Origin of the sequence: Erwinia sp. MYb416 (genome assembly GCF_037479575.1) — a bacterium.
Taxonomy (GTDB): Bacteria; Pseudomonadota; Gammaproteobacteria; order Enterobacterales; family Enterobacteriaceae; genus Erwinia; species Erwinia rhapontici.
The window spans coordinates 182,855-207,194 of the sequence record NZ_JBBGYT010000437.1; the positions used below are offsets into that span (position 1 = coordinate 182,855).

At 57.5% G+C, this 24,340-nt stretch carries 15 protein-coding genes; 12 read left to right on the plus strand and 3 right to left on the minus strand.

Annotated features, from left to right (window positions below; genetic code table 11):
* Window positions 1-15 precede the first annotated feature (15 nt).
* The 7 genes from bcsO to WH277_RS09125 all read left to right on the plus strand — a co-directional run bounded on the left by bcsO (window position 16) and on the right by WH277_RS09125 (window position 11,748).
* Window positions 16-741: a cellulose biosynthesis protein BcsO gene (bcsO, locus tag WH277_RS09095; protein WP_133844618.1), complete on the plus strand. Its 726-nt coding sequence runs from the start codon at window positions 16-18 to the stop codon at window positions 739-741.
* The gene (gene bcsQ / locus WH277_RS09100; protein ID WP_133844616.1) at window positions 732-1,529 is read left to right on the plus strand and encodes a cellulose biosynthesis protein BcsQ; all 798 of its coding nucleotides are present in this window, start codon (window positions 732-734) and stop codon (window positions 1,527-1,529) included. The genes bcsO and bcsQ (WH277_RS09100) overlap by 10 nt, the downstream gene beginning before the upstream one ends.
* A 95-nt stretch (window positions 1,530-1,624) precedes the next feature.
* Complete coding sequence (gene bcsA / locus WH277_RS09105; RefSeq protein WP_133844614.1) at window positions 1,625-3,724, plus strand: UDP-forming cellulose synthase catalytic subunit; 2,100 nt, start codon at window positions 1,625-1,627, stop codon at window positions 3,722-3,724.
* Window positions 3,721-6,216, plus strand: coding sequence for a cellulose biosynthesis cyclic di-GMP-binding regulatory protein BcsB (gene bcsB / locus WH277_RS09110; protein ID WP_133844612.1), 2,496 nt, complete (start codon window positions 3,721-3,723; stop codon window positions 6,214-6,216). The genes bcsA (WH277_RS09105) and bcsB (WH277_RS09110) overlap by 4 nt, the downstream gene beginning before the upstream one ends.
* A complete protein-coding gene (locus tag WH277_RS09115; RefSeq protein WP_339505387.1) occupies window positions 6,216-10,271 on the plus strand; it encodes a cellulose biosynthesis protein BcsC in 4,056 nt (1,351 codons plus the stop codon). The genes bcsB (WH277_RS09110) and WH277_RS09115 overlap by 1 nt, the downstream gene beginning before the upstream one ends.
* A 2-nt stretch (window positions 10,272-10,273) precedes the next feature.
* Window positions 10,274-10,738: a cellulose biosynthesis protein BcsD gene (bcsD, locus tag WH277_RS09120; RefSeq protein ID WP_133844610.1), complete on the plus strand. Its 465-nt coding sequence runs from the start codon at window positions 10,274-10,276 to the stop codon at window positions 10,736-10,738.
* Between the two features lie 11 nt (window positions 10,739-10,749).
* Entirely contained in the window at window positions 10,750-11,748 is a 999-nt protein-coding gene (locus WH277_RS09125) for a glycosyl hydrolase family 8 (protein ID WP_171149496.1), read from the plus strand.
* An 83-nt stretch (window positions 11,749-11,831) separates the two neighbouring features.
* Here WH277_RS09125 and bcsG read toward each other — a convergent pair whose 3' ends face one another.
* From bcsG to bcsE, 3 genes are read right to left on the minus strand one after another with little or no spacing between them, the layout of a single operon-like run.
* The gene (gene bcsG / locus WH277_RS09130; protein ID WP_133844608.1) at window positions 11,832-13,487 is read right to left on the minus strand and encodes a cellulose biosynthesis protein BcsG; all 1,656 of its coding nucleotides are present in this window, start codon (window positions 13,485-13,487) and stop codon (window positions 11,832-11,834) included.
* Window positions 13,484-13,675: a cellulose biosynthesis protein BcsF gene (gene bcsF, locus WH277_RS09135; RefSeq protein WP_133844606.1), complete on the minus strand. Its 192-nt coding sequence runs from the start codon at window positions 13,673-13,675 to the stop codon at window positions 13,484-13,486. Before bcsF ends, bcsG begins: the two co-directional genes overlap by 4 nt.
* Complete coding sequence (gene bcsE / locus WH277_RS09140; protein ID WP_133844604.1) at window positions 13,672-15,219, minus strand: cellulose biosynthesis protein BcsE; 1,548 nt, start codon at window positions 15,217-15,219, stop codon at window positions 13,672-13,674. The genes bcsF and bcsE overlap by 4 nt, the downstream gene beginning before the upstream one ends.
* Window positions 15,220-15,515: 296 nt before the next feature.
* Here bcsE and bcsR point away from each other — a divergent pair, with 296 nt between their 5' ends.
* From bcsR to WH277_RS09165, 5 genes are read left to right on the plus strand one after another with little or no spacing between them, the layout of a single operon-like run.
* Entirely contained in the window at window positions 15,516-15,707 is a 192-nt protein-coding gene (gene bcsR, locus WH277_RS09145) for a cellulose biosynthesis protein BcsR (protein WP_133844602.1), read from the plus strand.
* A complete protein-coding gene (bcsQ, locus tag WH277_RS09150) occupies window positions 15,707-16,435 on the plus strand; it encodes a cellulose biosynthesis protein BcsQ (protein ID WP_171149452.1) in 729 nt (242 codons plus the stop codon). Before bcsR ends, bcsQ (WH277_RS09150) begins: the two co-directional genes overlap by 1 nt.
* The gene (gene bcsA, locus WH277_RS09155; RefSeq protein WP_339505344.1) at window positions 16,432-19,041 is read left to right on the plus strand and encodes a UDP-forming cellulose synthase catalytic subunit; all 2,610 of its coding nucleotides are present in this window, start codon (window positions 16,432-16,434) and stop codon (window positions 19,039-19,041) included. The genes bcsQ (WH277_RS09150) and bcsA (WH277_RS09155) overlap by 4 nt, the downstream gene beginning before the upstream one ends.
* Before the next feature lie 10 nt (window positions 19,042-19,051).
* Window positions 19,052-21,313, plus strand: a complete 2,262-nt coding sequence (gene bcsB / locus WH277_RS09160) for a cellulose biosynthesis cyclic di-GMP-binding regulatory protein BcsB (protein ID WP_133844924.1) — start codon at window positions 19,052-19,054, stop codon at window positions 21,311-21,313.
* Window positions 21,313-24,291, plus strand: coding sequence for a cellulose synthase subunit BcsC-related outer membrane protein (locus WH277_RS09165; RefSeq protein WP_133844926.1), 2,979 nt, complete (start codon window positions 21,313-21,315; stop codon window positions 24,289-24,291). Before bcsB (WH277_RS09160) ends, WH277_RS09165 begins: the two co-directional genes overlap by 1 nt.
* Window positions 24,292-24,340 lie beyond the last annotated feature (49 nt).

Here is a 24,340-nt window from a genome sequence, read left to right on the forward strand (position 1 = left end):
TGCGCGATCAGACATATGAACAGTTATGATGACCTGCAGCGTTTTAAGGAAAAAACGCAAACAAACCACATTGAATTCAAAGATATGTCTGAGCAAACGCTGAACTCGACAACCACCAATTGGGCCATCATCAAACAGTTGCTGAATGAGGGCGCAGGGTCGGTGCTGGATAACAGTCAGCGTATTGATCGGGCTGTTCCTCAACCGGTTGATTTTGCTGCTTTTACATCGTCATCGGTGGAAAACGCGCCGGCTATATCATCGCTGCCGGTTCAGTCCTTTGTGCCTGCCACGCCGGGCGCTTCAGATCGCGTTGGTGCATCGCTGCTCGACAGTATTTCAGCCTCGTTGCAGCCTGCCGCTGCGTCTGCTGAAGCGGTTGAACCCACGACGGTTAAGGCACCGGCAGCCGAGCCTGCTCCGCTGCGCGCCATGCCGGTTGCACAGCAAACGGCGGTATCCGGTAGCTCACTATTAGCGCAGTTGGCCGTCAGTACCGCGCCTGCACCACAGCCAGCCGCTGTCGTTCCGGCACAGCCAGTGTTCCAGGCCGGCACTGCTCACGTACCGCAGGCTGTTGACGCTCAACCCGTTATGCCGGCACATTCGCCTGCTGTCGAAGCACCGGCGAATGTGAGCTACAAACAGTTGTTTAGCACGGCAGCCGCGCCGGGCTCCGCTGCACTTCCGAAAGATATGTTGTTACATCCCTTGCTGGAGAAAATTGCCTCATGCCGTTAGTTTGTGTTTGCTCCCCTAAAGGCGGTGTGGGTAAAACCACCATGGCAGCCAACCTTGCTCACGCCCTCGCTCGTGGCGGCAGTAAGGTGCTGGCGATCGATTTTGACGTGCAAAATGCGCTGCGCCTGCACTTTGGTGTTCCGCTGGCCGATAGCCGTGGTTTTGTGGCGAAGTCCGCCGAATCTTCTGACTGGAGTCAGTCCATTCTTACCACGGGTGGCAATATTTTTGTTCTGCCTTATGGCGAGGCGACAGAAGAGCAACGTGTTGAATTCGAAGAGAATTTAACCAAGGATTCTAACTTTCTTGCGCGTGGTCTGCATACGGTCCTGAACTATCCTGGGCTGGTGATCATCGCTGATTTCCCTCCGGGTCCGGGTCCGGCCCTTAAAGCTATGGCCGCACTGGCCGATATGCATTTAGTGGTTATGCTGGCAGACACGGCCTCACTGTCTCTGTTACCACAAATTGAAAATGAGAAAATGATTGGTGGCCCACTCAACCACCGTGATGGTCATTATTTCGTTCTTAATCAAAGCGATAGCCGCCGCAATATCAGCCGGGATGTTACCGCTTTCATGCAGCAACGCCTCGGCGACAAGCTGATGGGCGTCGTCAACCGCGATGAAAGCGTGGCGGAAGCCAATGCTTCCCAGCAGTCTATTTTTGATTTTAGCCCGGTCTCTGCCGCGGCATTTGACATTGAGCTGATCGGTAAACGCCTTGCCGCGTTGCTTGACATCAAAGTCGGTGACGGTGAAATGCACGCCCCGCTAAAGTCCCGCTAACTGCCGGAATATTGCCAGGCAGGGATGCCTGAAGACGCGCGGTCCGATTATTTGGGGCTGCCACGAACTATAACAATCCGTATTCAGGATGACTTATGAATAAAGTCATGTTTTATCTGCTGCTGCTGATATTATCCCCCTTAGCCGCAGTGATCATCATCACGCCGATGGATAGTCAGAAACAATATATTTTCGGCTTAATCTCTATCGCGATCCTGTTCTTATTAGGGATCAGTAAGAGCAAAAAAATCTCGCTGGTGATGGTGATTCTCTCCGCAATGATGTCTACGCGTTATATTTACTGGCGCGCAACGGAAACGCTGCATTTTAATTCTGAAGTAGAAGCCATTCTCGGTATCGGGTTATTTATTGCCGAACTTTATGTCTGGCTGATATTAATCCTCGGTTATCTGCAAACCTCATGGCCGCTTAAACGTACTATTGAGCCAATGCCGGACGATGTCAGCCTGTGGCCAACCGTGGATGTTTACGTCCCCAGCTATAACGAAAGCCTGGATGTGGTGCGTGATACCGTGCTGGCCGCCCAGTGCATCGACTACCCGCGCGATAAGATTAAAATTTATCTGCTTGATGACGGTAAGCGCAGCGAGTTTGCCCGCTTTGCCGCCGATGTGGGCGTGGGCTACATCACCCGTGATGATAACCGCCATGCGAAAGCCGGTAACCTCAACCACGCGATGAAAATCACCAAAGGTGAACTGATCTGCGTGTTTGACTGTGACCACGTCGCGACCCGTACTTTCCTCCAGGCGACCGTGGGTGCCTTCCTGAAAGATGAAAAGCTGGCGCTGCTGCAAACGCCTCACTACTTCTATTCACCAGACCCGTTTGAACGCAACCTCAAAGCCGCGCGTGACATTCCTAACGAAGGCGCATTGTTCTACGGCCCGGTACAGCAGGGTAACGATAACTGGAACGCGACTTTCTTTTGCGGTTCCTGTGCGGTGATCCGCCGTTCAGCGCTGGAAGAGATTGGCGGCTTTGCGGTTGAAACCGTCACCGAAGATGCGCATACCGCGCTGAAAATGCAGCGTCTGGGCTGGGGCTCTGCCTTCCTGGCGATCCCGCTGGCGGCCGGTCTTGCGACCGAACGTCTGGGCCTGCATATTGTTCAGCGTACCCGCTGGGCGCGGGGCATGACGCAGATTTTCCGCGTCGATAACCCACTGCTGGGCCGGGGTCTGAAATGGCAGCAGCGTCTGTGCTATCTCAACGCCATGCTGCACTTCCAGTTCGGTCTGCCGCGCGTCATCTTCCTGACGGCACCGCTGGCCTACCTGCTGTTTAACCTGAACATTATTCACTCATCAGCCAGCCTGATCTTTGCTTATGTGCTGCCGCATCTGGTGATGTCGCTGTATGTTAACTCCCGAATGAATGGTCGCTTCCGTGCCACCTTCTGGGGGGAGATATACGAAACGGTGATGGCATTCCATCTGGTGATCCCGACCTTCCTGACCATGATTTCACCGAAGCACGGTAAGTTTAACGTGACGGATAAAGGCGGCCTGCTGGATGTCGGTTTCTTCGACTTTAACATCGTTCGTCCACATGTGATCTGCGCCCTGCTGCTGCTAGTGGGTGTGGTCAGCGGCATCATCCGCGCTACCGCCCATGATTACTTTGGCGTTGACCCTTACGTGATTGCGCTAAACGTCGGCTGGGCTTTCTTCAGCCTGATTATTCTGATGGCCGCCATCGCCGTTGCGCGTGAGACCAAGCAGGTGCGTAAAACCATCCGTATTGATGTCAGTCTGCCGGTCGTAGTGCATTACGCCAGCGGCATCTCTTCGCGGGCCACCACCATCAACCTGTCGATGGGGGGGGCGCAGATTCAGGCCCCGGACCAGCGTCATGAAAACGATGAGATTGAAGCGATTGATGTCATCCTGCAATCCGGTGTGATCTCCATCCCTGCGCAGTTTATCGGTGCTGAAGATGACGTCATCCGTCTGCAATTCCACGAAATGCCGCTGTCGCGCCGCCGTGAACTGGTGCGTGTGGTGCTGTCGCGTGCCGATGCATGGATTCAGCCGGAAGGACGTAAAGATAATCCGCTGCGTTCGTTGTTAACCATTATTCGTACGGTATTTGAACTGTTCTGGCTAACGTGGAAAGACCGTCGTGCCAAGAAAAAACGTCTGGCACAAGCGGAAGAGGATAGTGTGGCATGAAGCATTTATTACTGCGCGCACTGTGCCTGAGTACAGCGCTTACCCTGGGCAGTGTTCAGGCCGATCCGACCAGCGTGACCCAGGACAGCAGCGCGCTGTCTGATATTCCGCCGCCGGCCGATGTCGGTGCGGCTGCGGAACCTGTTGCACCGTCTGCTGAGTTACAAGAAAACGATCAGCCTGCCGCTGCTGCGGAAGGCGACTTACCTGCGGGCGAAGAAGCCGCACTGCCGCCGGGGACTAATGAGGGGCTGCCTGCGGGCCTGCCACCGTTACCGGCCCCGGTGATGGACGATGCGGCGCCAGCAGAAACGGTGATGCTCAACCAGCCGCTGACCAGTACGGTCAGCGTGGCGCAGATGGGCCAGACGCAGGGTATTACACTGACCGGCGGACAGTTGCAGTCAGGCATCGTCTTTACACTGCCGACGGATGAAGTCATCACCAATGCGCGTCTGAACCTGTCGCTGAAAGTGTCACAGGCACTGGCAGCGCGTAACACCTCGCTGCAACTGATGCTGAACGGTCAGCCACTGGGCACCTTGCCACTGAGTGCGTCCGACCGTGCCAGCGAAGATTATCAGCTGGATATTCCCGCTGCGATGGTGGTATCGAGCAATAACCTGAGCTTCAAAGTTAACGATGCAGACCAGTTAATCTGTGAGCGCGATAGCGATCAGCTGTATCAGGTGACAATCCTGCCGAAAACCACGCTGTCGCTGGAAGGCCAGCAGTTGAACATCGGCACCAGCCTGCGTAATTTCCCACGTCCGTTTATTGATCCCCTGCGGATGAGTCCGTCCAGCGTTGCCATGATCTTCGGCGAAAATGTGACGCCAGGTGAAGTCAGTGCAGCGGCGATCCTGTCATCCTGGATGGGGATTCAGGCAGACTATCGCGGCATCAACTTCCCGGTGATTCGTGGACAACTGCCCGAGAAAAACGGCGTGGTGTTTGGTCACCCCGGCGAGAAAATTGGCAGCCTGACGTTACCGGACAGCGAAGGTCCGTCACTGCAAATCGTGAATAACCCGGATAACCCGGTCTATAAACTGCTGCTGATTATCGGGAAAACCGACGACCAGCTGCGTCAGGCGACCTGGCGACTGATCCAACCCCTCAGCGTGGATGAGTCTACGCTGGCCGTGTCTCCGCAGAGTATGCCGCTTCGTCAGCCTTACGATGCGCCACGCTGGATTAATACCGACCGCCCGGTTCGCCTGAGCGAGTTGCTGCGTAAAGATCAGAACCTGACCACCACCGGCCTCTGGCACGATGCGCTGCGCGTTAACTTCCGCGCCGCGCCAGATCTGTTCCTGTGGGACGGTGACAGCATTCCGGTGCAGCTGAACTATCGCTTCCCGTCAGAAAGCTGGATTGATGAAGATCGTTCCCTGCTCAACGTCACGCTAAACGGCACCTTCCTGCGTAACCTGACGGTGAACAAAGTGGGCCTGCTGGAGAACATCTGGCATCGCCTTGGCGGCGATGCACGTCAGGAGAAATACAGTCTGAGACTGGACCCGTACCTGATTTACGGCGACAACCAGATGCAGCTCTATTTCAACATCAAACCCAAGGCCAGCGCCCCCTGTAGCGTGCTGACCAATAACAACATTAAGAGCCGGATTGAGGATGATTCGTTTATCGATCTGAGTCATACCCGTCACTTTACGCTGTTGCCGAACCTCTCTTACTTCGTGGGTGCCTCTTTCCCGTTCTCGCGTCTGGCTGACTATTCGCAGACGGTGCTGCTGCTGCCCTCAAACCCAACCGATGCTGAAATCAGTACGCTGCTGGATATGGCAGGGCGTTCGGGTAATGCAACGGGTGCGGCGCTGAGTCAGAACAGCGTGATGTTTGGTATTCCGACGACCGGCACACTGCGCGGTCGTCTGGAAAACAGCGATATTCTCTCGGTATCCACGCTGTCGCAGGCCAGCTTTAACCGCGAGATGCTGGAGAGTTCACCGTATGAGCTGAATAACCATACGCTGGGCGTTAAAGTCCCGAATATACTGGATAACCTGCGTGGCTGGCTGACGGGTGACTGGTATCGCCAGACGCTGGATGCTGACCGTTACTTCTCGTCAAATGAAGACTGGCGTGGCTTTATCAGCTATCGCTCACCGTGGAACAGCAGCCGCCTCGTGGTCATGACGGTGGCAACGGATGATAACCAGCTGGCCCGTTTGCATACCGACATGACTTCATCGCGGATTAACGCCGGTATTCGTGGCGATACGGCGATCATTACGGATGAAAACGGTATTCGCAGCTTCCGCGTTGGCGCGCAGTTCCCGAGCGGGCAGATGCCGTGGTACATGATGGTCGTGTGGTATGCCAACCAGCATGCGGTATTGCTGTCGTTGCTGGCGCTGTTCTGTTCAACGGTGGTGGGCCTGAGTGTCTATGTCTTGCTGAAACGCCATGCACGGCGTCGTCTGCAACCGAATAATAATTCCAATAGCTCTGGCGAGACAAAAGAATGATGAAAACCAAACTCACCCCATTAACCGCCAGAATTCGTCATTGCTGGATGATTGGCAGCGGGCTTGCGCTGTCGGTGATGGCATCCCCATTGTTTGCCGCAGAGAGTAACCCGGCGATTCAGGCGCTGTTTGACCAGGCGAACTACTGGCATCAGAAAGCCCATGATGAGCTGGCGCGTGATGCGTTAAACAAAGTGCTGATGGTGGACGGCAACAACACCCAGGCACTGTATCTGATGGCGCTCTGGTCCCAGCAGAGCGGTGACGGGGCAGCGGCGGCTAAATGGCGTGCACGCCTGAGTCAGGTGTCTCCGCAGGATTCGCGTCTGTCTGAGCTGGATAACGCACGCCAGTTGCAAACGATTCCGGCGGCGCAGCTGTCGCTGGCACGTCAGCAGGCGCGCAGCGGCAACACCGCCGCCGCATTACAGACCTGGCGTAATACCTTTAAAGGCACCGAGCCTCCTGCCAGTGTGGCGGCGGAGTATTACCTGACAATGGCCGGTGACCGCGCCATGCTGCCGCAGGCGGTAGACAACCTGCGCCAGTTTGCAGCACAGCATCCACAGGATACGGGCGCGAAGCTGGCACTCGGTAAAGCGCTAACCTATCAGGAAGCGACCCGCCGTGAAGGTCTGCAAACGCTGGAAGGGCTGGCAGGCGGCAATGCCGATGCTGACCGCTCTCTGCGTCAGGCCCTGCTCTGGCTGGGTCCGCAAGCCGGGGATGCCCCGCTGTACCAAAATTACCAGCAACGTCATCCGCAGGATAAGACGGTGATGGACTACTTCCGTAAAAACGTGGGCGGCGCAGCGAAAGGCCAGGGCTTTAACGCACTGAACAGCGGCGACGTCACGGGTGCGCAAACCGCGTTCGACCAGGTCCTGCAAACCAACCCGGAAGATGCGGATGCGCTGGCCGGCCTCGGCTATGTGGCGCAGCGCAGCGGTAATTATGCCAAAGCGGCTGATTACCTGGATCGTGCCGCGAAGCTGGGTGGTACTAACAGCGAGCAGCGCCAGCAGCAGGCAACAGATGCCCGTTTCTACGGTCAGCTAGCCAGTGCGCAGCAGGCGATGAAATCCGGCGACAGCGCCCAGGCGCTGAGCCTGAGTGAACCGTTAACGCAGGCGGCGGGCGAGAAAGGCGTAGCGGCGAAGCTGTTCCGCGCTGACGTGCTGCGCCGTAATAATCAACTGGATCAGGCCGCACAGAGCTATCGTGATGTGCTGGCGAGTGATGCAGATAACCGCCCGGCGAAAGAAGGGCTGTTCTATGTGCTGCGTCAGCAGGGCAATACCGCCGAAGCCAACACGCTGCTGGCCTCGCTGCCTTCCAGCGTGCGCGAAGCGGTGACCCCACGTCCGGTGGCGACCAGCGAGCCGGTACGTCGTGAAGCGAAACAGGCGCTGGCTGCGGGTAATCCACAGCGCGCCATCAGCATCCTGCAACAGGGCATGCAGCGCTTCCCGGCTGACGGCTGGTTGCGCCTCGATCTGGCGCGTATTTATCAGCAGCAGGGCAATACCGCCGCCGCATCGGGTGTGATGCAGCCTGCCTTCCGTAACGGTGCCAGCAGCAATGAAGTGTATGCTGCTGCGCTGTTTGCCAGCGAAAGCGGTGCCTGGGCACAGGCGCAGAGCCTGCTGTCCCGCATTCCTGCTCGCAGCCAGAATGCTGATATGCGTGCGCTGGTGCAACGTGTGAACTTCAATCAACAGATGTCCGTCGCTCAACAGTATCTGGCGCAGGGCTCGAATGCGGCGGCAGCGAATACGCTGAAAGCGCTGGCGGCGAACCCGCCACAGAACCCGGCCGATGTGGGTAACCTGGCGAAAGGGCTGGCGCAGGCGGGCGATATGTCCACGGCGGTGGCTCTGGTGCGCGCGAATATGCAGCGCGGCGTGCAGGGTAATGCCGGTGACTACGCGGCACAGGTGGCGGTACTGAACCAGGCGGGCCTGGGCGCAGAAGGGCAGGCCTTCCTCAGTAACCCGGAATTGCAGTCACGCAGCACCAGCGAACAGCTGGCAGGTCTGCGTAACGGCGGGGTGATCAATGAAGTGGATAACCTGCGCGAACGCAAACAGTATGCTGCGGCCTACGACAAGCTGATTGGCGCCCTGCAGAAAGATCCACAGAACACCGATCTGATGTTCGCGATGGCGCGTCTGTACCAGTCCGGCAAAATCAACAAAGAAGCGGCGGTGGTTTACGACTACCTGATGACGCGCGACACCGAGACCCAGGACGCGCGCGAAGGGGCAATCAATACTGCCCTGGCGCTGAATGACGTGCCAAAAGCACGCGGTCTGGCCAGTGGCCTGCGCGGGGAACCTTCACCGGAACGTCTGCTGCTGCTGGCGCGAGTGTCCGAAGCGGAAGGCGACCACAACCAGGCGCTGAGCTATCTGCGCACGGCGAAAGGCAAGATGATTGGCCTGGATGGCAGCAGCGTGGGCAGCACGGCCGGTATTGGCGGGCTGACGTTATCAGATAACCCGTTTATCAACCGCACCACCATGACGGTACGCAAATCACCTTCGGTGTATGGCAATACCATGCCCTGGCAGCAGGCACCGGATGCACGTGACTACCGTGATATTGAGGGTGTCAGCGGCGGCCTGACGGTGGTTGGCGGTGGCTCAGAGGCCGCCCTCAAGCAGAACCAGACGCTGCACCAGATCGACACCATGATGGACGATCTGACGAAAGATACCGGAACCTGGATGCAGGGGGGCGTGCAGATCCGTGGACGTGACGGCGAAAACGGCTTAAGTAAGCTGACCGAAGCCAAAGCCCCGCTGGTGTGGTCAAGTTCTCCGCTGGGTGATGCGCGTTTTGAGTTTACCGTAACGCCAATGACGCTGAGTGCGGGTAGTGCTGATGGGGATGCTTATCGCCGTCTCGGTACGGGTGCCGCGGGTGTGTCTGTAGAGAACCTGATTCAGAATATCAAGAATGAGCAGACCAACTACAGCGGGTTAACCGCCACCGAGAAGGCGACATTTGATGCCGCTAACCCGGGCGTGGGGGCTGAGCTTACCAACCTTACAGGTATTGATAGTGCGGATTATAATCCGTTCACTAACAGTGGCCTGAGTAACTTGCAGAGCCTGAACAATAACGCCACGCTGGCAAAATATCTGGCGGCTTCCTCTCGTAAAGTTAACGTTGATACTGCATCGTCAGCCTCAACCGATTCTCAGACCGCAACCGGTGTGGAGCTGAACCTGGCGTTAAGCGGCGACAGCTACAAAATTGACCTCGGCAGTACACCGCTGGGCCAGGATCTCAGCACCATGGTCGGTGGCGTGAAGTGGGCGCCGAAGCTGACGGACTACCTGACGCTGATCCTGACCGGTGAACGCCGTGCCGTCACCGACAGCCTGCTCTCTTATGTGGGTGTTAAAGATGCTTACTCTGGTAAGAGCTGGGGCCGCGTGACAAAAAACGGCGGTAACGCCATGCTGAGCTACGATGACGGCGATGCCGGATTCTATGTGGGTGCAGGCGGTTACAGCTATATCGGTGAAAACGTCGCCAGCAACACCTCGTTAATGGGGAATGCCGGCGCCTATGTGCGTCCGTTCCACTTTAATGACCGCGAGCTGAAAACCGGGATCAACATCAGTTGGATGGACTTCTCGAAAAACCTCAGCAACTTCAGCTACGGTTCAGGCGGTTACTTTAGCCCGCAGAACTATGTCAGCGTGTCGTTCCCGGTGGACTTCACCCAGACCTATGACGATGTGAGCGTGAAGATTGGCGGTTCGGCGGGCTATCAGTCCTATACTCAGGATAAAGCTGCCTATTTCCCGAACAACAGCGATTATCAGTCACTGCTGGAAGATATGGTCACAGCGGGCTATGCCAAAGAAGCCTACTTCAGCGGCGGCAGCAAAAGCGGCATCGGCTATAACCTGCATGCGGGTGCCGATTACAAGATCAACAAAGACGTTACCATTGGCGGTCAGTTGGGCTATGACACCTTTGGCGACTATAACGAAAGTACAGCGCAGCTCTACTTCCGCTACATGCTGGGAGGCAAATAAGCATGAGTCAGTTACAGGAACGCACCCTGCAATATTACCGTCAGCAGCAGTATCAGCCGGGCTGGTTTGATCTGCTGAGTGTGATGATTAACGGGATGCTGAATAACGCCGGTGAGCGCGAAAGTCAGGCCTTTTTACGTCAGATGGGCGATAACCTGGCCCACCGTTACCCGCTGGGAGCGATCGCTACCGTGGCGGATCTGGAAGCACAGATCAATCAGGTGCTGGCGCGCTTCAACTGGGGATTTGTTGATCTTAAACCGTCGGAGACGGCGATTGTTATCGATCATCTGGCGCTGCCGCCGGGTGATGGGGTGATGCCGGACCGTCAGTGGCGTCTGGCGTTGGGTGCGGTTCTGTTGGGCCTGTATGCCCGCTGGCTGCGCGGTCAGGGAGGGAGCGATAACGTTGCCCTGACCTGTGAAGAAACCGGTGAAAGCTCACTGCGTTTTCGTTACCAGGCGTGAGGAATATGATGATGGCAATGCTCAGGACAGGCATGATTCTGCTCGCACTGGTGCTGGGGATGTCCCAGGCCAGTGCCGCAGACGGTTGGAGCACGTTTAAAACGCGTTTTATGACATCCGAAGGACGTATCCAGGATACGGGCAATAAGAATGTCAGCCACACGGAAGGCCAGGGCTATGCGATGCTGATGGCGGTGTATTACAACGACCGCAGCAGTTTTGACAGCCTGTGGGGCTGGACGCAGAAGAACCTCAGCAATCCGAACAACGGTCTGTTCTACTGGAAGTACACCCCCGGTGCCAGCGACCCGGTCAGTGACCGCAACAACGCTTCTGATGGTGATGTGCTGATCGCCTGGGCCCTGCTGAAAGCGGGCAATAAGTGGAACGTACCGGCGTATTTACAAGCGTCCGATCGTCTGCAAAAAGCGATTATTGACCGCAATGTAATCACCTTTGCCGGGCGGACGATTATGTTGCCTGGCGCCCAGGGTTTTAACAAAACCAGCTATGTGATCCTCAACCCGTCTTACTTTGTTTTCCCGGCATGGCGTGACTTTGCTGCCCGCAGCCATTTGAAGGTGTGGAACGCTCTGATTGACGATGGTACGCAGTTGCTCTCTGAAATGCGTTTTGGTGACAGTGGCCTACCAATGGACTGGGTGGCAATGAACGCCGACGGTTCAATGGCTCCGGCTACCGCCTGGCCGCCGCGTTTCAGTTATGATGCAATCCGTGTTCCGCTTTATCTGCACTGGTATGATCCTGCCTCGCTGCAACTTGTGCCGTTCCAGCGTTTCTGGATGAACTTCCAGCGGCTGCAAACGCCGGCCTGGATTGATGTGCTGAGTAACGATAAAGCGCCGTACAATATGGCGGGCGGCCTGCTCGCGGTACGTGATTTGACGCTGGATGATACCGGTTATATTAATGATGCGTTGAACAGCAGTGAGGATTATTATTCGGCCAGTCTGCGTCTGTTGACGTTCCTGGCGCTGAACGACCGCTAATGCCTGTGGGTCGGGCATGCCCGACCCCTACAACGGACAGGTCACCCACCCTCATTTTGCATAGGGTCGGCCCCCCCCCCCCCCTACTGTGGATACGCCACCCAATCCCCACCGTTCAGCCGAATCCACGGTTTACCCTGATACATCATCACCACCGCATTATCATTCTCGGAGATCACCGGGGTCTGGGGTAAATCAGCCGTCAATGTCGCCATATTCACATTGGCGGCATTAAACACCTGACCATCAACCACGCGGGAAACCAACTCGGAAATCGCCAGCAGGCTGGTCGGTGTACTGACATCCAGCGGCTGTGCCGCATGGGGTGCCTTCATACCAACAAACTTGATGCCCACCGGAACATGGGTAATCGACGGGCTGGGAATATCGCGCAGGCCGGACATCTGCATCCGGTCACCTTCCAGCGCCGCACCGTGCTCCGGCACCACCAGCACCATCACCCGGCGGCCGGACTTATCCAGATTGGTCAGGAAAGCATCCAGCTGATCGAACAGCTTTTGCGCCCGTGGCTCCCAGGGGGCGGTTTTGTTGCTGCCCAGTGCACGTGTGCCGTCGTGCAGCGGAATCAAGTTATAGAAAGTGGCGCTGCGGGCATCGCTGCTTTTCTGCCGGTCATCCAGCCAGCGCTGCATTACCTGGGCATCATCAAACACCGGTTCCCCGTCAAACGAGGTTAACTGAGGTTTCAGCCCGGCCTGTGACATCAGCGGGGCCTGTAAATTGCCGTCATCACGCAGCTCCTGCAAATAACCGCCAAATACGCCCGGATGGTCCAGCATCAGCTGCTGCTTAAAGCCGAGCTTCGCCAGGTTATCAAACAGATAGCAACGCTCATCAACCGGTTTGTACAGATCGCTGTGCGAACTCTGACCACAGCTGGCACGCAGCAGGCGGATCCCCGCCGGCCCGCTGTAGCCGGTCGCGGCATTGTAGTTATCCAGCACCACATCAAAGTGCTGCCACAGTGGGTGATTGCGCAGTTTCGCAAACTCGATGTCCGACCAGGCCAGCGAGCAAATATTGATCACCAGAATATCAAAGGGCGCGGAGTCCGCAGGCAGCGTCTCCGGGAACTGCGTAATACGCTGTTTTTCGCTGTTATAGAAGGCGTTGAGATGAGCCGTCAGGTTGGCGCTGGTGGGAGGAAGTGTCTCTTCCATACCGCTTGCCGCACTTTTTGTGGCCTCAGGTGCCGGGTTTGTTGCCACCGGCGGTGTGGCTTCCCCGGCTGGCAGCAGGGTAAATGCCGGTCCGGCGAGGTTCACCACGTTCACCCACACCAGCATCAGCGAAACCACTACCGTCACCCGTACCCATTGGGCAAGGAACAGGTACAGCACCAGAAGAATAAAGGCACCACCAACCATCTGCCAGTTAATGAAGCGGGTCGCTAAGTCCAGCAGATAGTCGGCGGAAAATCCGGCGAGCTGCCCGCCCTGGCTAAGCAGTGTTTGCAGGCCCGGTAGCCAGGTATCCTGCCAGAACAGGGCAATACCAATAGGAATGGAGACCCAGTGACGCAGCCGGTGCAGCTTCACCGATGGGATCGGCATCAGCAGCCACGCCAGGAAAATCAGATTGTTCAGCGCATGGAAATTAAGGTAGCCAAACCACAGCAACCCAAACTTGAGCAGAAAGTAAAAATTCCAGCCGCCCAGCCCGCGCCAGTAGCGCCAGACAGGGGGGGAAGAAGAAGTGACAGGTTGGCGATCGTTCATCGTTTCTTGGTTTCCGAATCAGGAGATTTTCGCCGCCAGGTCCCTTCATATTTCAGGGCGCGGGGGGGCAGAACACGGTGCAGGATCCCGCGCCATTTTTTGGGCAGCCAGCGGCTGTAAAAAGGCTTCAGTAATAACAGGATCAACAGCAGCAGAATGACGATCTGCACCCCATCCATCAGTGTCATTGCGGGCCCTCTTTATCTGAACGGGTGGCGAGCGTCACTTCTTCCGGCACCAGGCGGATCTCTGGCTGTTTGGTATCGGCCGCCAATTCGTGGGTCTCAGTCGGTGGGGCATCACGCCAGGCGCTGGGCAACATACTGGTTATCTGCCTGACTTCCGAGAGGATTTGTAAATCTTCAAACCACACCATCCGGTTGGTGAAAATCTCGTTGGGTGGCAGATGGAAAATGTACTGCAATGCCGTATCCAGGTCGTTGTAACGGCAGGAAGAGAGGAACAGATACACCCGGTCCTCTATACGCGTCACAAGGTCACCGTAGCGTCGCGGCTTGCACAGCGTCAGTGCCTGTTCAGGGCTGAGTTCCGGAACGGGACGCAGGGCCACCAGCAGACCTTTGCCATCCTCCGGCAGCATGGTGTTATCGATCAACCGTGCCACTGAGCGGCAAAAATGCTCCAGCGGCAGGTAGCCTTTCTCCTGCAGTGGCTGCATGGAGCGCAGTAAAACGCCAAGGTCAGCAGGCACATGGCGGTTATAGAACTGCCCCTGCAACCCTTCCAGAGTGGTCAGAAAACGCGACATAGTGGCATTGAAGGGCACGATGGCATTCACGCCGCAGGCCAGCAGCAGGCGTTCATCGCTGTAGCGCAGGGATGTTTGCATTTCACGCACCACAATTTTCAGGGCGCTGCCGCGCGTGCGGCGCAGGCCGTGAATATCACCCGCCAGAGTCGCGATCTGGTCGTTATGATGCAGATTAAAGATCACCGTGGCGGCACTGGCCTGCTGTGCCCGGCTGGCAAGCTGGCTGTTATCATCAAACAGCGTCCATGCGCTGGAAAGAGGGGGCGCACCTTCCAGTACCGTTTTTTCTGCCAGATAAAGATATTCATCATTTAATGTTAACGGTGTGTTTTGCTCTTCTTCATTAATTTGCTGGAAAGCATCCTGAATCAAAGTGAGGCGCAGCGCACGATCTGCCAGCATGCCACTTTTATTACACCACCAGTTAACCCGGTAATTCCAGCTGTCCTGTTGCCATTCAAGATGCGACAAACCATCCAGATGGCGATAGCGTGTCTGTAAATCATTGCGCAGAAGATTAACGCCGGGACCGGAGGTGATAATCAACAATGTTGATTTTCGCGCGGTTAACCATTTTTGAATCCCCTTCAGCCAGTTATTTAACTCAATGGACGATAACGTCTCCCACGTACTGAAGGCGGTATAAAAAATCAGGAATCGGGGTTTATTGGCTAATACCCGGGAAAAATCTTCCGCTAAATCCATCAGCGCTTCGGTCGTTTCAGGCAAAGAGAATAACGGGATCTTATTCGGGCCGCCTTGTGGGGCAGGTGTCAGCAGGCTGTGGGGAGGTTCAGTCGTGCTGATCAGGGTCAACGCTCGTTGAGCGGCTATCGTCTGGCGCACCAGCAGGCGTGCATCTTCCTGCCTGTTTACTGTGACCCAGTAGCAGCCTGGCGGTTGCATCAACACTAATTCATTTTGAACCTGTCCAAGCCCTAAGGTAAATGAAATCGTCATAAGATTTTTTTGCACCAGGAATAATCCAGCGTGATGGCAGCCTGGAAAAAATTTTCATACCGCTTGTTATACTGTAAATATACATTACTACTTAACAGGTGCCAGTGAATCATTGATATCGCTTTCACATTTTTATGCATTAGATTGTCGGGATAGTCTGACCACTGACGGCGGTCAGTGTGGGGTCGTGCGCCATCGATGGCTTTTCTGGCATGGTAAAGCAATGAGCTTTAACTCATTAACGTGACAAATGTGTATTATTAAATCGACCTGTTCCTGCATAATGGCTGGCAAAGATGAATAAAAATCAGCGTCCTGCTTTACAAACCGAGAGTGAGCCACCTGATGATATTAGTGCATTGGGGGAGGCATTTTCACTCGGCGCATTTCGTTATATCGATATTGCCCGTCAGGAAAGACTGGCTGCCATTTATGCGCGATGGCCACTACTGACAGAATTGGGTGCACTTCAGAATAAGGAAAGTTAATGCCGATCGTTGCATTGTCGGGATTACGTGGCGGTGTGGGTACCACTTCTGTCACAGCAGGGCTGGCCTGGGCGCTGAACCGCCTTGGGGAAAGGACTATTGCCATTGATTTTTCACCACATAATCAGCTGAGTACCCATTTTAATTCTCCCGTAACACAGTCCCGTGGCTGGGCACACAGCATGCGACACCAGCAGCCGTGGCAGCAGAGCGCGATGCGTTATACCGCGCAACTCGACTTTATTCCCTTTGGGCAGCTTCCGCGTGAAGAAGGGCAGGATTATTTTCGTCAGCCTGAAGCGTTACTGACCCCGTGGTCCACGCGTCTTGAAGCCCTGCGTAGCGAGTATCGCTGGGTACTGCTGGATATCCCGGCGGAGTTATCCCATCTGAATCCTCCGCTGCTGCAGGCCGATCACCATTTACTGGTGCTCAACCCGGATGGCAACTGCCATCTGCGCCTGCATCAGGCGAGCTTTCCTGCCAACACCCTGTTCCTGATCAACCAGTTTACTTCCGTCAGCAAGGCGCAGCAGGATTTGCACCAGCTGTGGTTAAGCTCGCTCAGGGCGATGGTTCCGCTGGTGATCCATCGCGATGAGGCAGTGGCCGAAGCGCTGTTGAGCAAGCAACCGCTGGGCGAATATCGCCCACTCAGCCTGGCGGCAGAGGAGATGGCGACACTGGCGACCTGGTGCCTGGTCAACCTTAAAGGTAAAGCGGCATGAACCCGCTGCGCTGGCTGTTGATCCCCCCGGTGTGGCAGGCATTACACCAGCGTTATCGCGACTATCGCCGTCATCGTACCCCGGTGCTGGCCGCCGCGCTCCAGTGCCTGCTGGTGATGTTGGGCTGGACGCTGCTGCGATTTGAATCCCCGGAGTGGCAGTCCGTGCGTGCCCGCCGTCGCCATCTTTACCCGCAGATTTCGCCGGAACGTCCACGCCCGGCGGATCTGTTGCGTTATCTGGTGCAGAGCCTGTGGCTGATGTTGTTTATGCCGCTTGATGCCTCACCGCGCAGTGAGCGCGTGCGGCTGAATGCCTTCCGCCCGCTGGCACTCAGGCGCAAACTCTTTCATCGCTGGCTGCACCGCCTGTCGCAAAAAGCGCAACGCAGCAGGCTGGAGAGCCGGGGTGAGCGCTGGTTAAATCAGCTGCATCCGTGGCTGCGCAAAGCCTTGTTCAGCGTGGCGGTGCTGGTGGCTACGGCGCTGGCCCTGCTGTGCATCTCGCAGCCGTTTGATATCTGGACGCAGTTTATTTTTGTTATGGTGCTGTGGATGGTGGCGATGGTGGTGCGGCGCATTCCGGGCCGCCTGCCGGTCATGATGATGATTGTCCTGTCACTGACCATCTCCTGCCGTTATCTGTGGTGGCGTTATACCGTTACGCTGAACTGGGATGATCGGCTAAGCCTGTTTTTTGGTTTGCTGCTGATTGCCGCTGAAACTTATGCCTGGGTGGTGCTGTTACTGGGATATTTCCAGAGCCTGTGGCCACTGCACCGTCAGCCGGTGTCGATGCCGGAGGATACTCATAGCTGGCCGACGATTGACCTGCTGGTGCCAACCTACAATGAACCGTTAAGCGTCGTTAAGCCGTCCATTTATGCTGCACTGGGCCTCGACTGGCCGCGAGAGAAGCTGACGATCTATCTGCTGGACGATGGGCAACGCCCGGAATTTCGTGAATTTGCCGCCAGCGTTGGCATTCAGTACGTGGCGCGTGAAACCCACGAGCATGCGAAAGCCGGCAATGTTAACCATGCCCTGCGCACGGTGTGCCGCAGTGAGTACGTCGCCATCTTTGACTGCGACCACGTGCCGACGCGCTCGTTCCTGCAAATGACCCTGGGCTGGTTTCTCAAAGATCCTAAACTGGCGATGTTGCAGACACCGCATCACTTCTTCTCGCCGGACCCCTTTGAGCGTAATCTCGGACGATTTCGCCGCACGCCCAATGAGGGCACGCTGTTCTACGGGCTGGTCCAGGATGGGAATGATGTCTGGGATGCCACTTTCTTTTGCGGTTCCTGCGCGGTGCTGCGCCGTAGCGCCCTGGAGGAAATAGGCGGGATTGCCGTTGAGACCGTCACGGAGGATGCCCATACCTCGCTACGCCTGCACCGTAAAGGCTATACCTCGGCCTATATCCGCATTCCGCAGGCCGCCGGGCTGGCAACGGAGAGCCTGTCGGCGCATATCGGGCAGCGCATCCGCTGGGCGCGCGGGATGGTACAAATTTTCCGCCTGGACAACCCTTTGCTCGGCAAAGGGCTGAAGCTGGTTCAGCGCCTGTGCTACGCCAATGCCATGCTGCACTTCCTTTCGGGCATTCCCCGGCTGATTTTCCTGCTGGCCCCGCTGGCCTTCCTGCTGTGCCACGCGTTTATTATCTTCGCCCCGGCGCTGGCGATCGCCATTTACGTGCTGCCACATATGCTGCACACCAGTCTGACCAACTCGCGTATCCAGGGACGCTGGCGGCACTCCTTCTGGAGTGAGGTCTATGAAACCGTGCTGGCCTGGTATATCGCGCGCCCGACCACCGTGGCGCTGCTGAATCCGCATAAGGGGAAATTCAACGTTACGGCCAAGGGCGGGCTGGTCGCGGAAGAGCACCTCGACTGGGTGATCACCCGCCCCTATATGTGCCTGGTGCTGATTAACCTTGCCGGCGTTGTCGCCGCCGTCTGGCGCCTTGCATACGGCCCGCCCAGCGAGATCCTGACGGTGCTGGTCAGCCTGATCTGGGTGTTTTACAACCTGATTATTCTGGGGGGCGCGGTGGCGGTGTCCGTTGAGGCCCGGCAGATCCGTGAAGCGCATCGCGTGGAGATTGCGATGCCTGCGGCGATTGCCCGCGCAGACGGGCATCTGCTGCCCTGCACTTTGCGTGACTATTCAGACGGTGGCGTTGGGGTGGAGCTGCGTGAAGGCAATGCGCTGAGCGATGATGAGGCGGTATTTTTACTGCTTAAACGGGGCCAGCAGGAGTTCAGCTTCCCGTGCATTGTGCAGCGCACCTTTGGCCGCCGGGCGGGCATCCGGCTGGATAACCTGACGACGCAGCAGCACGTTGAATTTATTCAGTGCACCTTTGCCCGGGCCGATACCTGGGCACTCTGGCAGGACGGCTTCCCGGAAGATAAACCGGTACAAAGTCTGGTTGATATCGTGGTGCTGGGCTTTAAAGGCTATCTGCGTCTGGCGGAGTACGGGCCACCGCGCATGCGCCAGTTATTTGTTGGTTTAACCGCGCTGGCAGCGTGGATAACCTCTTTCCTCCCTCATGGTGTGGGGCGCGTGCGCAGCCCCGTGACGCAACAGTGAAGATAAAATGATGATGATAAAAAAAAGCTGGTTTACTGCGCTGTTGATCGGGGTGATGCCACTGAGTCAGGCGGCCGATATCCCCACGCCACAGGCGCCTGTGATATCACCGCTGCCCGCTGCACCGCTGCGCGAGTCCGTGCTCAATTTTGCAAAAATCGCGCCGCCGCCCGGGGCTTTCTCCCTGCGCGGCACCCATCCCGAGGGGCAGATTGAATTTGGCGTGCGCAGCGATGAGGTGGCGACAAAGGCGCTGCTGATGCTGAGTTTCCGCCCGTCACCCGCGCTGCTCCCGACGCTGTCGCACCTGAAAATCTACCTGAATGACGAAATGGTCGGACTGGTGACGCTCACCGCCGAACAACTGGGAAAAGAGAACCAGGTGGAAGTGCCGATTGACCCGCGTTTTATTGGTGATTTCAACCGCATTCGTTTTGAGCTGGTGGGACATTACACCAACGTCTGCGAAAACCCGGCGTACAGTTCGATCTGGCTGGATATCGGTAAAGAGAGCCGTCTGGCGTTGACGCTGCAAAAGCTGCCGCTGACCAACGATCTTTCACATTTCCCGGAACCGTTCTTCGACAGCCGCGATAACCGTCCGATGTCGCTGCCGGTGGTGTTTGCCTCAGCGCCGGACCTTGCCGAACAGCGTGCGGCGGGTATTCTGGCGTCCTGGTTTGGTACCAAAGCGCAGTGGCGCGGGCAGAACTTCCCGGTGATGTACAACCAGCTGCCGCAGGATCAGCATGCAGTGGTGTTTGCGACCAACGCTAAGCGCCCGGATTTCCTGAAGGATCTTCCGCCGGTGAATAAGCCGACCGTGTCGATCGTCAGCCAGCCAGACAATCCCTATCAGAAAATGCTGCTGGTCATGGGCCGTGACGATAACGATCTGATTATGGCGGTTCAGGGGATCGCGCAGGGGGAGTTGCTGTTACGCGGACAGACGTCCATCGTTGACTCACTGAAACCGCTGGCTGACCGTCAGCCTTACGATGCCCCCAACTGGGTGCGTACCGACCGCGCCACCACCTTCGCGGAATTGCAGCAGTATCAGGGGCAGTTGCAGTCTGATGGCCTGCAACCTTCGCCGCTCAATTTCACCCTCAATCTGCCGCCGGACCTGTTCCTGATCCGCGCGCGTGGGATTGATATGGATCTGCGCTATCGCTACACCTCGCCGATCCTGAACGACAGTTCACGACTGGCCGTTCACCTGAATAATCAGTTTGTTCAGGACTACCCGCTGGTGGTGAAGAAAGACCGCAGTCAGCAGCTGCTACACATTCCGCTGATCCAGGGACTGCAGGATGGCAGTACTAACCTGACGATCCCGGCACTGCGCCTGGATGTGGTCAATCAGCTGCGCTTCGATTTTGACTATGCCCTGACCTTTATTGGTGGAACCGCCGACGGGCGCTGTGAAACGGTGGTGCCGGTTAAAAATCACGTGGTGATCGACGGTAGCTCCACCGTCGACTTCTCGGGTTATCGCCACTTTATCGAAATGCCGTCCCTGCGTGCTTTTGCCTCCGCCGGGTTCCCGTTCAGCCGTCAGGCCGACCTGGCGAAGACCCTGGTACTGGTCAACGCGCAGCCGCAGCCTGAGCAGGTGACCGCAATGCTCGACGCACTGGCCACCATCAGCGCACAGAGTGGCTATCCGGCGATGAAGGTTCGCCTGACTGATAATTGGTCGCAGGCGAAAACAGAGGATGCTGACCTGCTGATGATTGGCAGCCTGCCCGCAGACTTAAAAGATGACAGCAAAATTAATCTGCTGGTGGATGCGGCAAAAAGCTGGGTTAACAAACCGCTGCGTCAGCCGGTACTCAGCAGCGTTGACGGCCCGGCGGTCGATCGGCAGCCGGAAAGCCAGACCACCATTGTTTCCGCCGGGCCGATGGCCGCCGTTGTGGGCTTCCAGTCGCCGTTCTTTGAGCAGCGTAGCGTGGTCGCTCTGCTGGCCGACAGTCCACAGGCCTGGCGACTGCTGGCCGATGCCATGAATGACAGCGGCAAACGGGACGCGATGTTTGGGTCGGTGTCGATTATTCGAGAGTCCGGCGTTAACAGTCTGCGTGTGGGTGAGACCTATTATGTCGGGCACCTGCCGTGGTGGGAGCGCCTGTGGAACCTGCTGGCGACGCACCCGCTGTGGCTGGCAACGCTGGCGGGTGTGGTGGTGATCCTGTTCGCGGTACTGGTCTGGCGCGTGATGCGCGGCATCAGCCGTCGTCGTCTGTACGACGAGGATGACGAAGAGTGATGCGCCCGCTGCATGGGCTGCTGCTGCCTGTTCTCCTGTTGCCGCTCAGTGCCGTTTTTGCGGCGGACAGTGTGGCGCCGGTAGCGTGGCTGTTACAACAGGTGCGTACCGGGGAGGCGACCAATAAGTACGACCTGGTCGCCCAGTCACTCTACCGACTGGACAAAATTGCCCCGGATAACCCGGATGTGCTGGCGGCAAAACTGCGTCTGGCGCTGCGCCAGGGCGATCAGGCCACCGCTGCCCGGCTGATGAGCCAGCTTAATCAGATTGCCCCGTCTTCGGCGGCAGCGCGGCAGGCAGCAGCCAGTATGCTGCTGATCACGCCGGAAGGGCGTCAGCAGTTCCAGCAGGCACGGCTACTGGCGGCGTCAGGTCGGCTGGAGGAAGCCCGGACCGCCTGGGACCAGCTGTTCCACGGCGCGTTTCCGTCAACTGATATTGCGCTGGAGTACTGGCGTCTGGTGGCGCGGCTGCCCGGCCAGCAGGCGCTGGCGCTGGCAGAAATGCAGGCACTGGACGGCCAGGCACCGGGCAATGCAGAGCTACAGCAGTCGATTACTCTGATAAAGCAGGATGTCGGCCGCACACAAGCGGATACCCGTGCCGCGGCGCTGGGCGCACGCGGCCAGGCGCTGACTCAGGCCGGTAACCGTGCGGCTGCCACGACCTGGTTTCGCCAGGCGATCGCTGCTGCCCCGGAGGGTGACGACGTGAGTAAATGGCAGAGCCTGCTGCGTTCGAATCAGTACTGGCTGGCCATTGAACAGGGCGATAAGGCGCTGGCGCAGGGGGATACTCGCGCGGCAGAGCGTTACTACCTGCAGGCACGGCCGCTTGACCCGCGTGACGGCTATGCGCGCATTGGCCTGGGCGATGTGGCGCTGGCCCGTAAGGACAATAGTCAGGCCGAACAGCATTACCGCGAAGCGCTGCGCGTTGAGCCGGGTAACACCACGGCGGTGCGTCGGCTGGCCGCTGTTTATCAGCAACAGTCCCCGCAGCGGGCGCTGGATTTCCTGAATACCCTGCCCGTTGCGCAGCAGCGTGCGCTGGGCGATACCCTTGCCAGTCTGCGTAGCAGTGCGCTCAGTGATGAGGCCGATCGGCTGGGGCAGCAGGGGAAATGGTCGCAGGCAGTAGCAAAATATCGCCAGGCGCAGCCGGATGCCCCGGATGATGTCTGGCTGAATTATCGCTACGCCGGAGCGCTGCGCGAAAACGGCCAGACGGCAGCGGCAGAGGCGGTGATGGCGGCGATGGCCCGGCGCCAGCCGCAGGACCCGGCACAGGTCTATACCTACGGGCTGTGGCTCTCCGGGCGTGATAACGATGATGCCGCGTTGAAGCAGCTAAATACTCTGCCAAAATCCCGGTGGACGCCCGATATTCAGGCGTTGTCAGACCGTCTTGAAAGCCAGCGTCTGCTCGACCAGATTGATGCTCAGATAGCGCAGCAGCAGCCTGCTGATGCGCAGCGTCTGTTACAGGCGTTGCCCCCTGTGGTCAGTGCAGCCAGCCTCAGCAACGGACGCCGGGTGGCGAATGCCTGGGCGAGCATCGGTGAAACCGATCGTGCGCGGACACAGTATGCCGGGCTGAAAGCGCAGGCAGAAAAAGAGAGCCCGTCGGAGCTGAGTGCGCTGGTCCTGCGTGATGCCGCCAGGCTGGAGGCCGCACAGGGCCAGTCCGCGGCCGCACTGAACGATTACCGGCAGGCGATGGTGTCCAGCGGTATTGCTGCACAGCCCCCGGTCGATAACGATACCTTTACCCGGCTGACGCGTAACGATGTGCGCGATGACTGGCTGAAACGGAGTATCCGCAGCGACAGTGCCGACCTGTATAAGCAGCAGGATACGGTGTTCACGCTCGAAGAAGATTACTCGCGTAATAAAGGCACCGGCGGTATTTCAGATTTCACCGCACGTACCACCATGTTGCAGGCGGAAACGCCCTGGGATGAGGGCCGTAGCTGGCTACGACTGGACAATGTCGATGTGTCGGCGGGGACCTTTTCACGCAATAGCAGCGGTAATATCACCGAAAATTTCGGCACCTGCGCCAATGACGATGCGCAGTGCCGCCAGGACGTTAAACAGCACCAGAATGGCACCAGCATCGGCGCAGGATATCGCAGCGATCGCTGGTCAGCCGATCTCGGCACCACCCCACTCGGTTTCGAGGTCACGAACTGGGTAGGGGGCCTGACCTGGAATACCGATATTGATGAGGTGGGTGTTTCGCTGACCGCCTCACGGCGACCGATTTCCAGCTCGTTACTGGCTTTTGCCGGGGCGCGCGACCCGAACCCGGCCAGTGGAAAAACCTGGGGCGGGGTGGTGGCTACCGGGGGTGCCATTGGCCTGAGCTATGACCGGGGTGAGGCACATGGCATCTGGGCCGATATCAGCGCTCATCAGATCGGCGGCACTAACGTGGCGGATAACTCTCGCGAACGCCTGATGAGTGGCTACTACTATAAGTGGATTAACGAGGATAACCGCCGCGCAACGATTGGCCTGAATGGCATGCTGTGGCATTACGCGAAGGATCTCAGCGACTACTCTCTCGGCCAGGGCGGCTACTACAGTCCACAGCGTTATGCGTCAGTGTCAGTGCCTGTCACCTTCCGTCAGCGCACAGAAAACTGGTCATTTGACCTTGGCGGTTCGGTTTCGCTGTCCCACTCAAAAACGCGTGCTCAGCCGCGCTATCCTCTCAGTTTTGGCGACCTGACCCGCGATAATCCGCCGGGCAGTGACGGGGGCGGCAGCGGCGTTGGCTACACGTTACAGGCGCTGGTGGAACGGCGGTTATCGTCACACTGGACGCTGGGGCTCGGGGTGGATATTCAGCAGGCGAAGGATTACACCCCCAGCCACGGATTGATGTATCTGCGCTATTCGATGGCGGGCTGGCAGGGCGATCTGGATATGCCGCCGCAGCCGCTGATCCCCTATGCAGATTTTAAATAATGCGCAGGGAGCCTGAAAAGGGGACAGGAAGACCAGGAAAATCCCTAAA

Coding starts and splice junctions, on each gene's coding strand:
- bcsO (WP_133844618.1), top strand. CDS start 16: ATGAACAGTTATGATGACCTGCAGCGTTTTAAGGAAAAAACGCAAACA.
- bcsQ (WP_133844616.1), top strand. CDS start 732: ATGCCGTTAGTTTGTGTTTGCTCCCCTAAAGGCGGTGTGGGTAAAACC.
- bcsA (WP_133844614.1), top strand. CDS start 1,625: ATGAATAAAGTCATGTTTTATCTGCTGCTGCTGATATTATCCCCCTTA.
- bcsB (WP_133844612.1), top strand. CDS start 3,721: ATGAAGCATTTATTACTGCGCGCACTGTGCCTGAGTACAGCGCTTACC.
- WH277_RS09115 (WP_339505387.1), top strand. CDS start 6,216: ATGAAAACCAAACTCACCCCATTAACCGCCAGAATTCGTCATTGCTGG.
- bcsD (WP_133844610.1), top strand. CDS start 10,274: ATGAGTCAGTTACAGGAACGCACCCTGCAATATTACCGTCAGCAGCAG.
- WH277_RS09125 (WP_171149496.1), top strand. CDS start 10,750: ATGGCAATGCTCAGGACAGGCATGATTCTGCTCGCACTGGTGCTGGGG.
- bcsG (WP_133844608.1), bottom strand. CDS start 13,487: ATGAACGATCGCCAACCTGTCACTTCTTCTTCCCCCCCTGTCTGGCGC.
- bcsF (WP_133844606.1), bottom strand. CDS start 13,675: ATGACACTGATGGATGGGGTGCAGATCGTCATTCTGCTGCTGTTGATC.
- bcsE (WP_133844604.1), bottom strand. CDS start 15,219: ATGACGATTTCATTTACCTTAGGGCTTGGACAGGTTCAAAATGAATTA.
- bcsR (WP_133844602.1), top strand. CDS start 15,516: ATGAATAAAAATCAGCGTCCTGCTTTACAAACCGAGAGTGAGCCACCT.
- bcsQ (WP_171149452.1), top strand. CDS start 15,707: ATGCCGATCGTTGCATTGTCGGGATTACGTGGCGGTGTGGGTACCACT.
- bcsA (WP_339505344.1), top strand. CDS start 16,432: ATGAACCCGCTGCGCTGGCTGTTGATCCCCCCGGTGTGGCAGGCATTA.
- bcsB (WP_133844924.1), top strand. CDS start 19,052: ATGATGATAAAAAAAAGCTGGTTTACTGCGCTGTTGATCGGGGTGATG.
- WH277_RS09165 (WP_133844926.1), top strand. CDS start 21,313: ATGCGCCCGCTGCATGGGCTGCTGCTGCCTGTTCTCCTGTTGCCGCTC.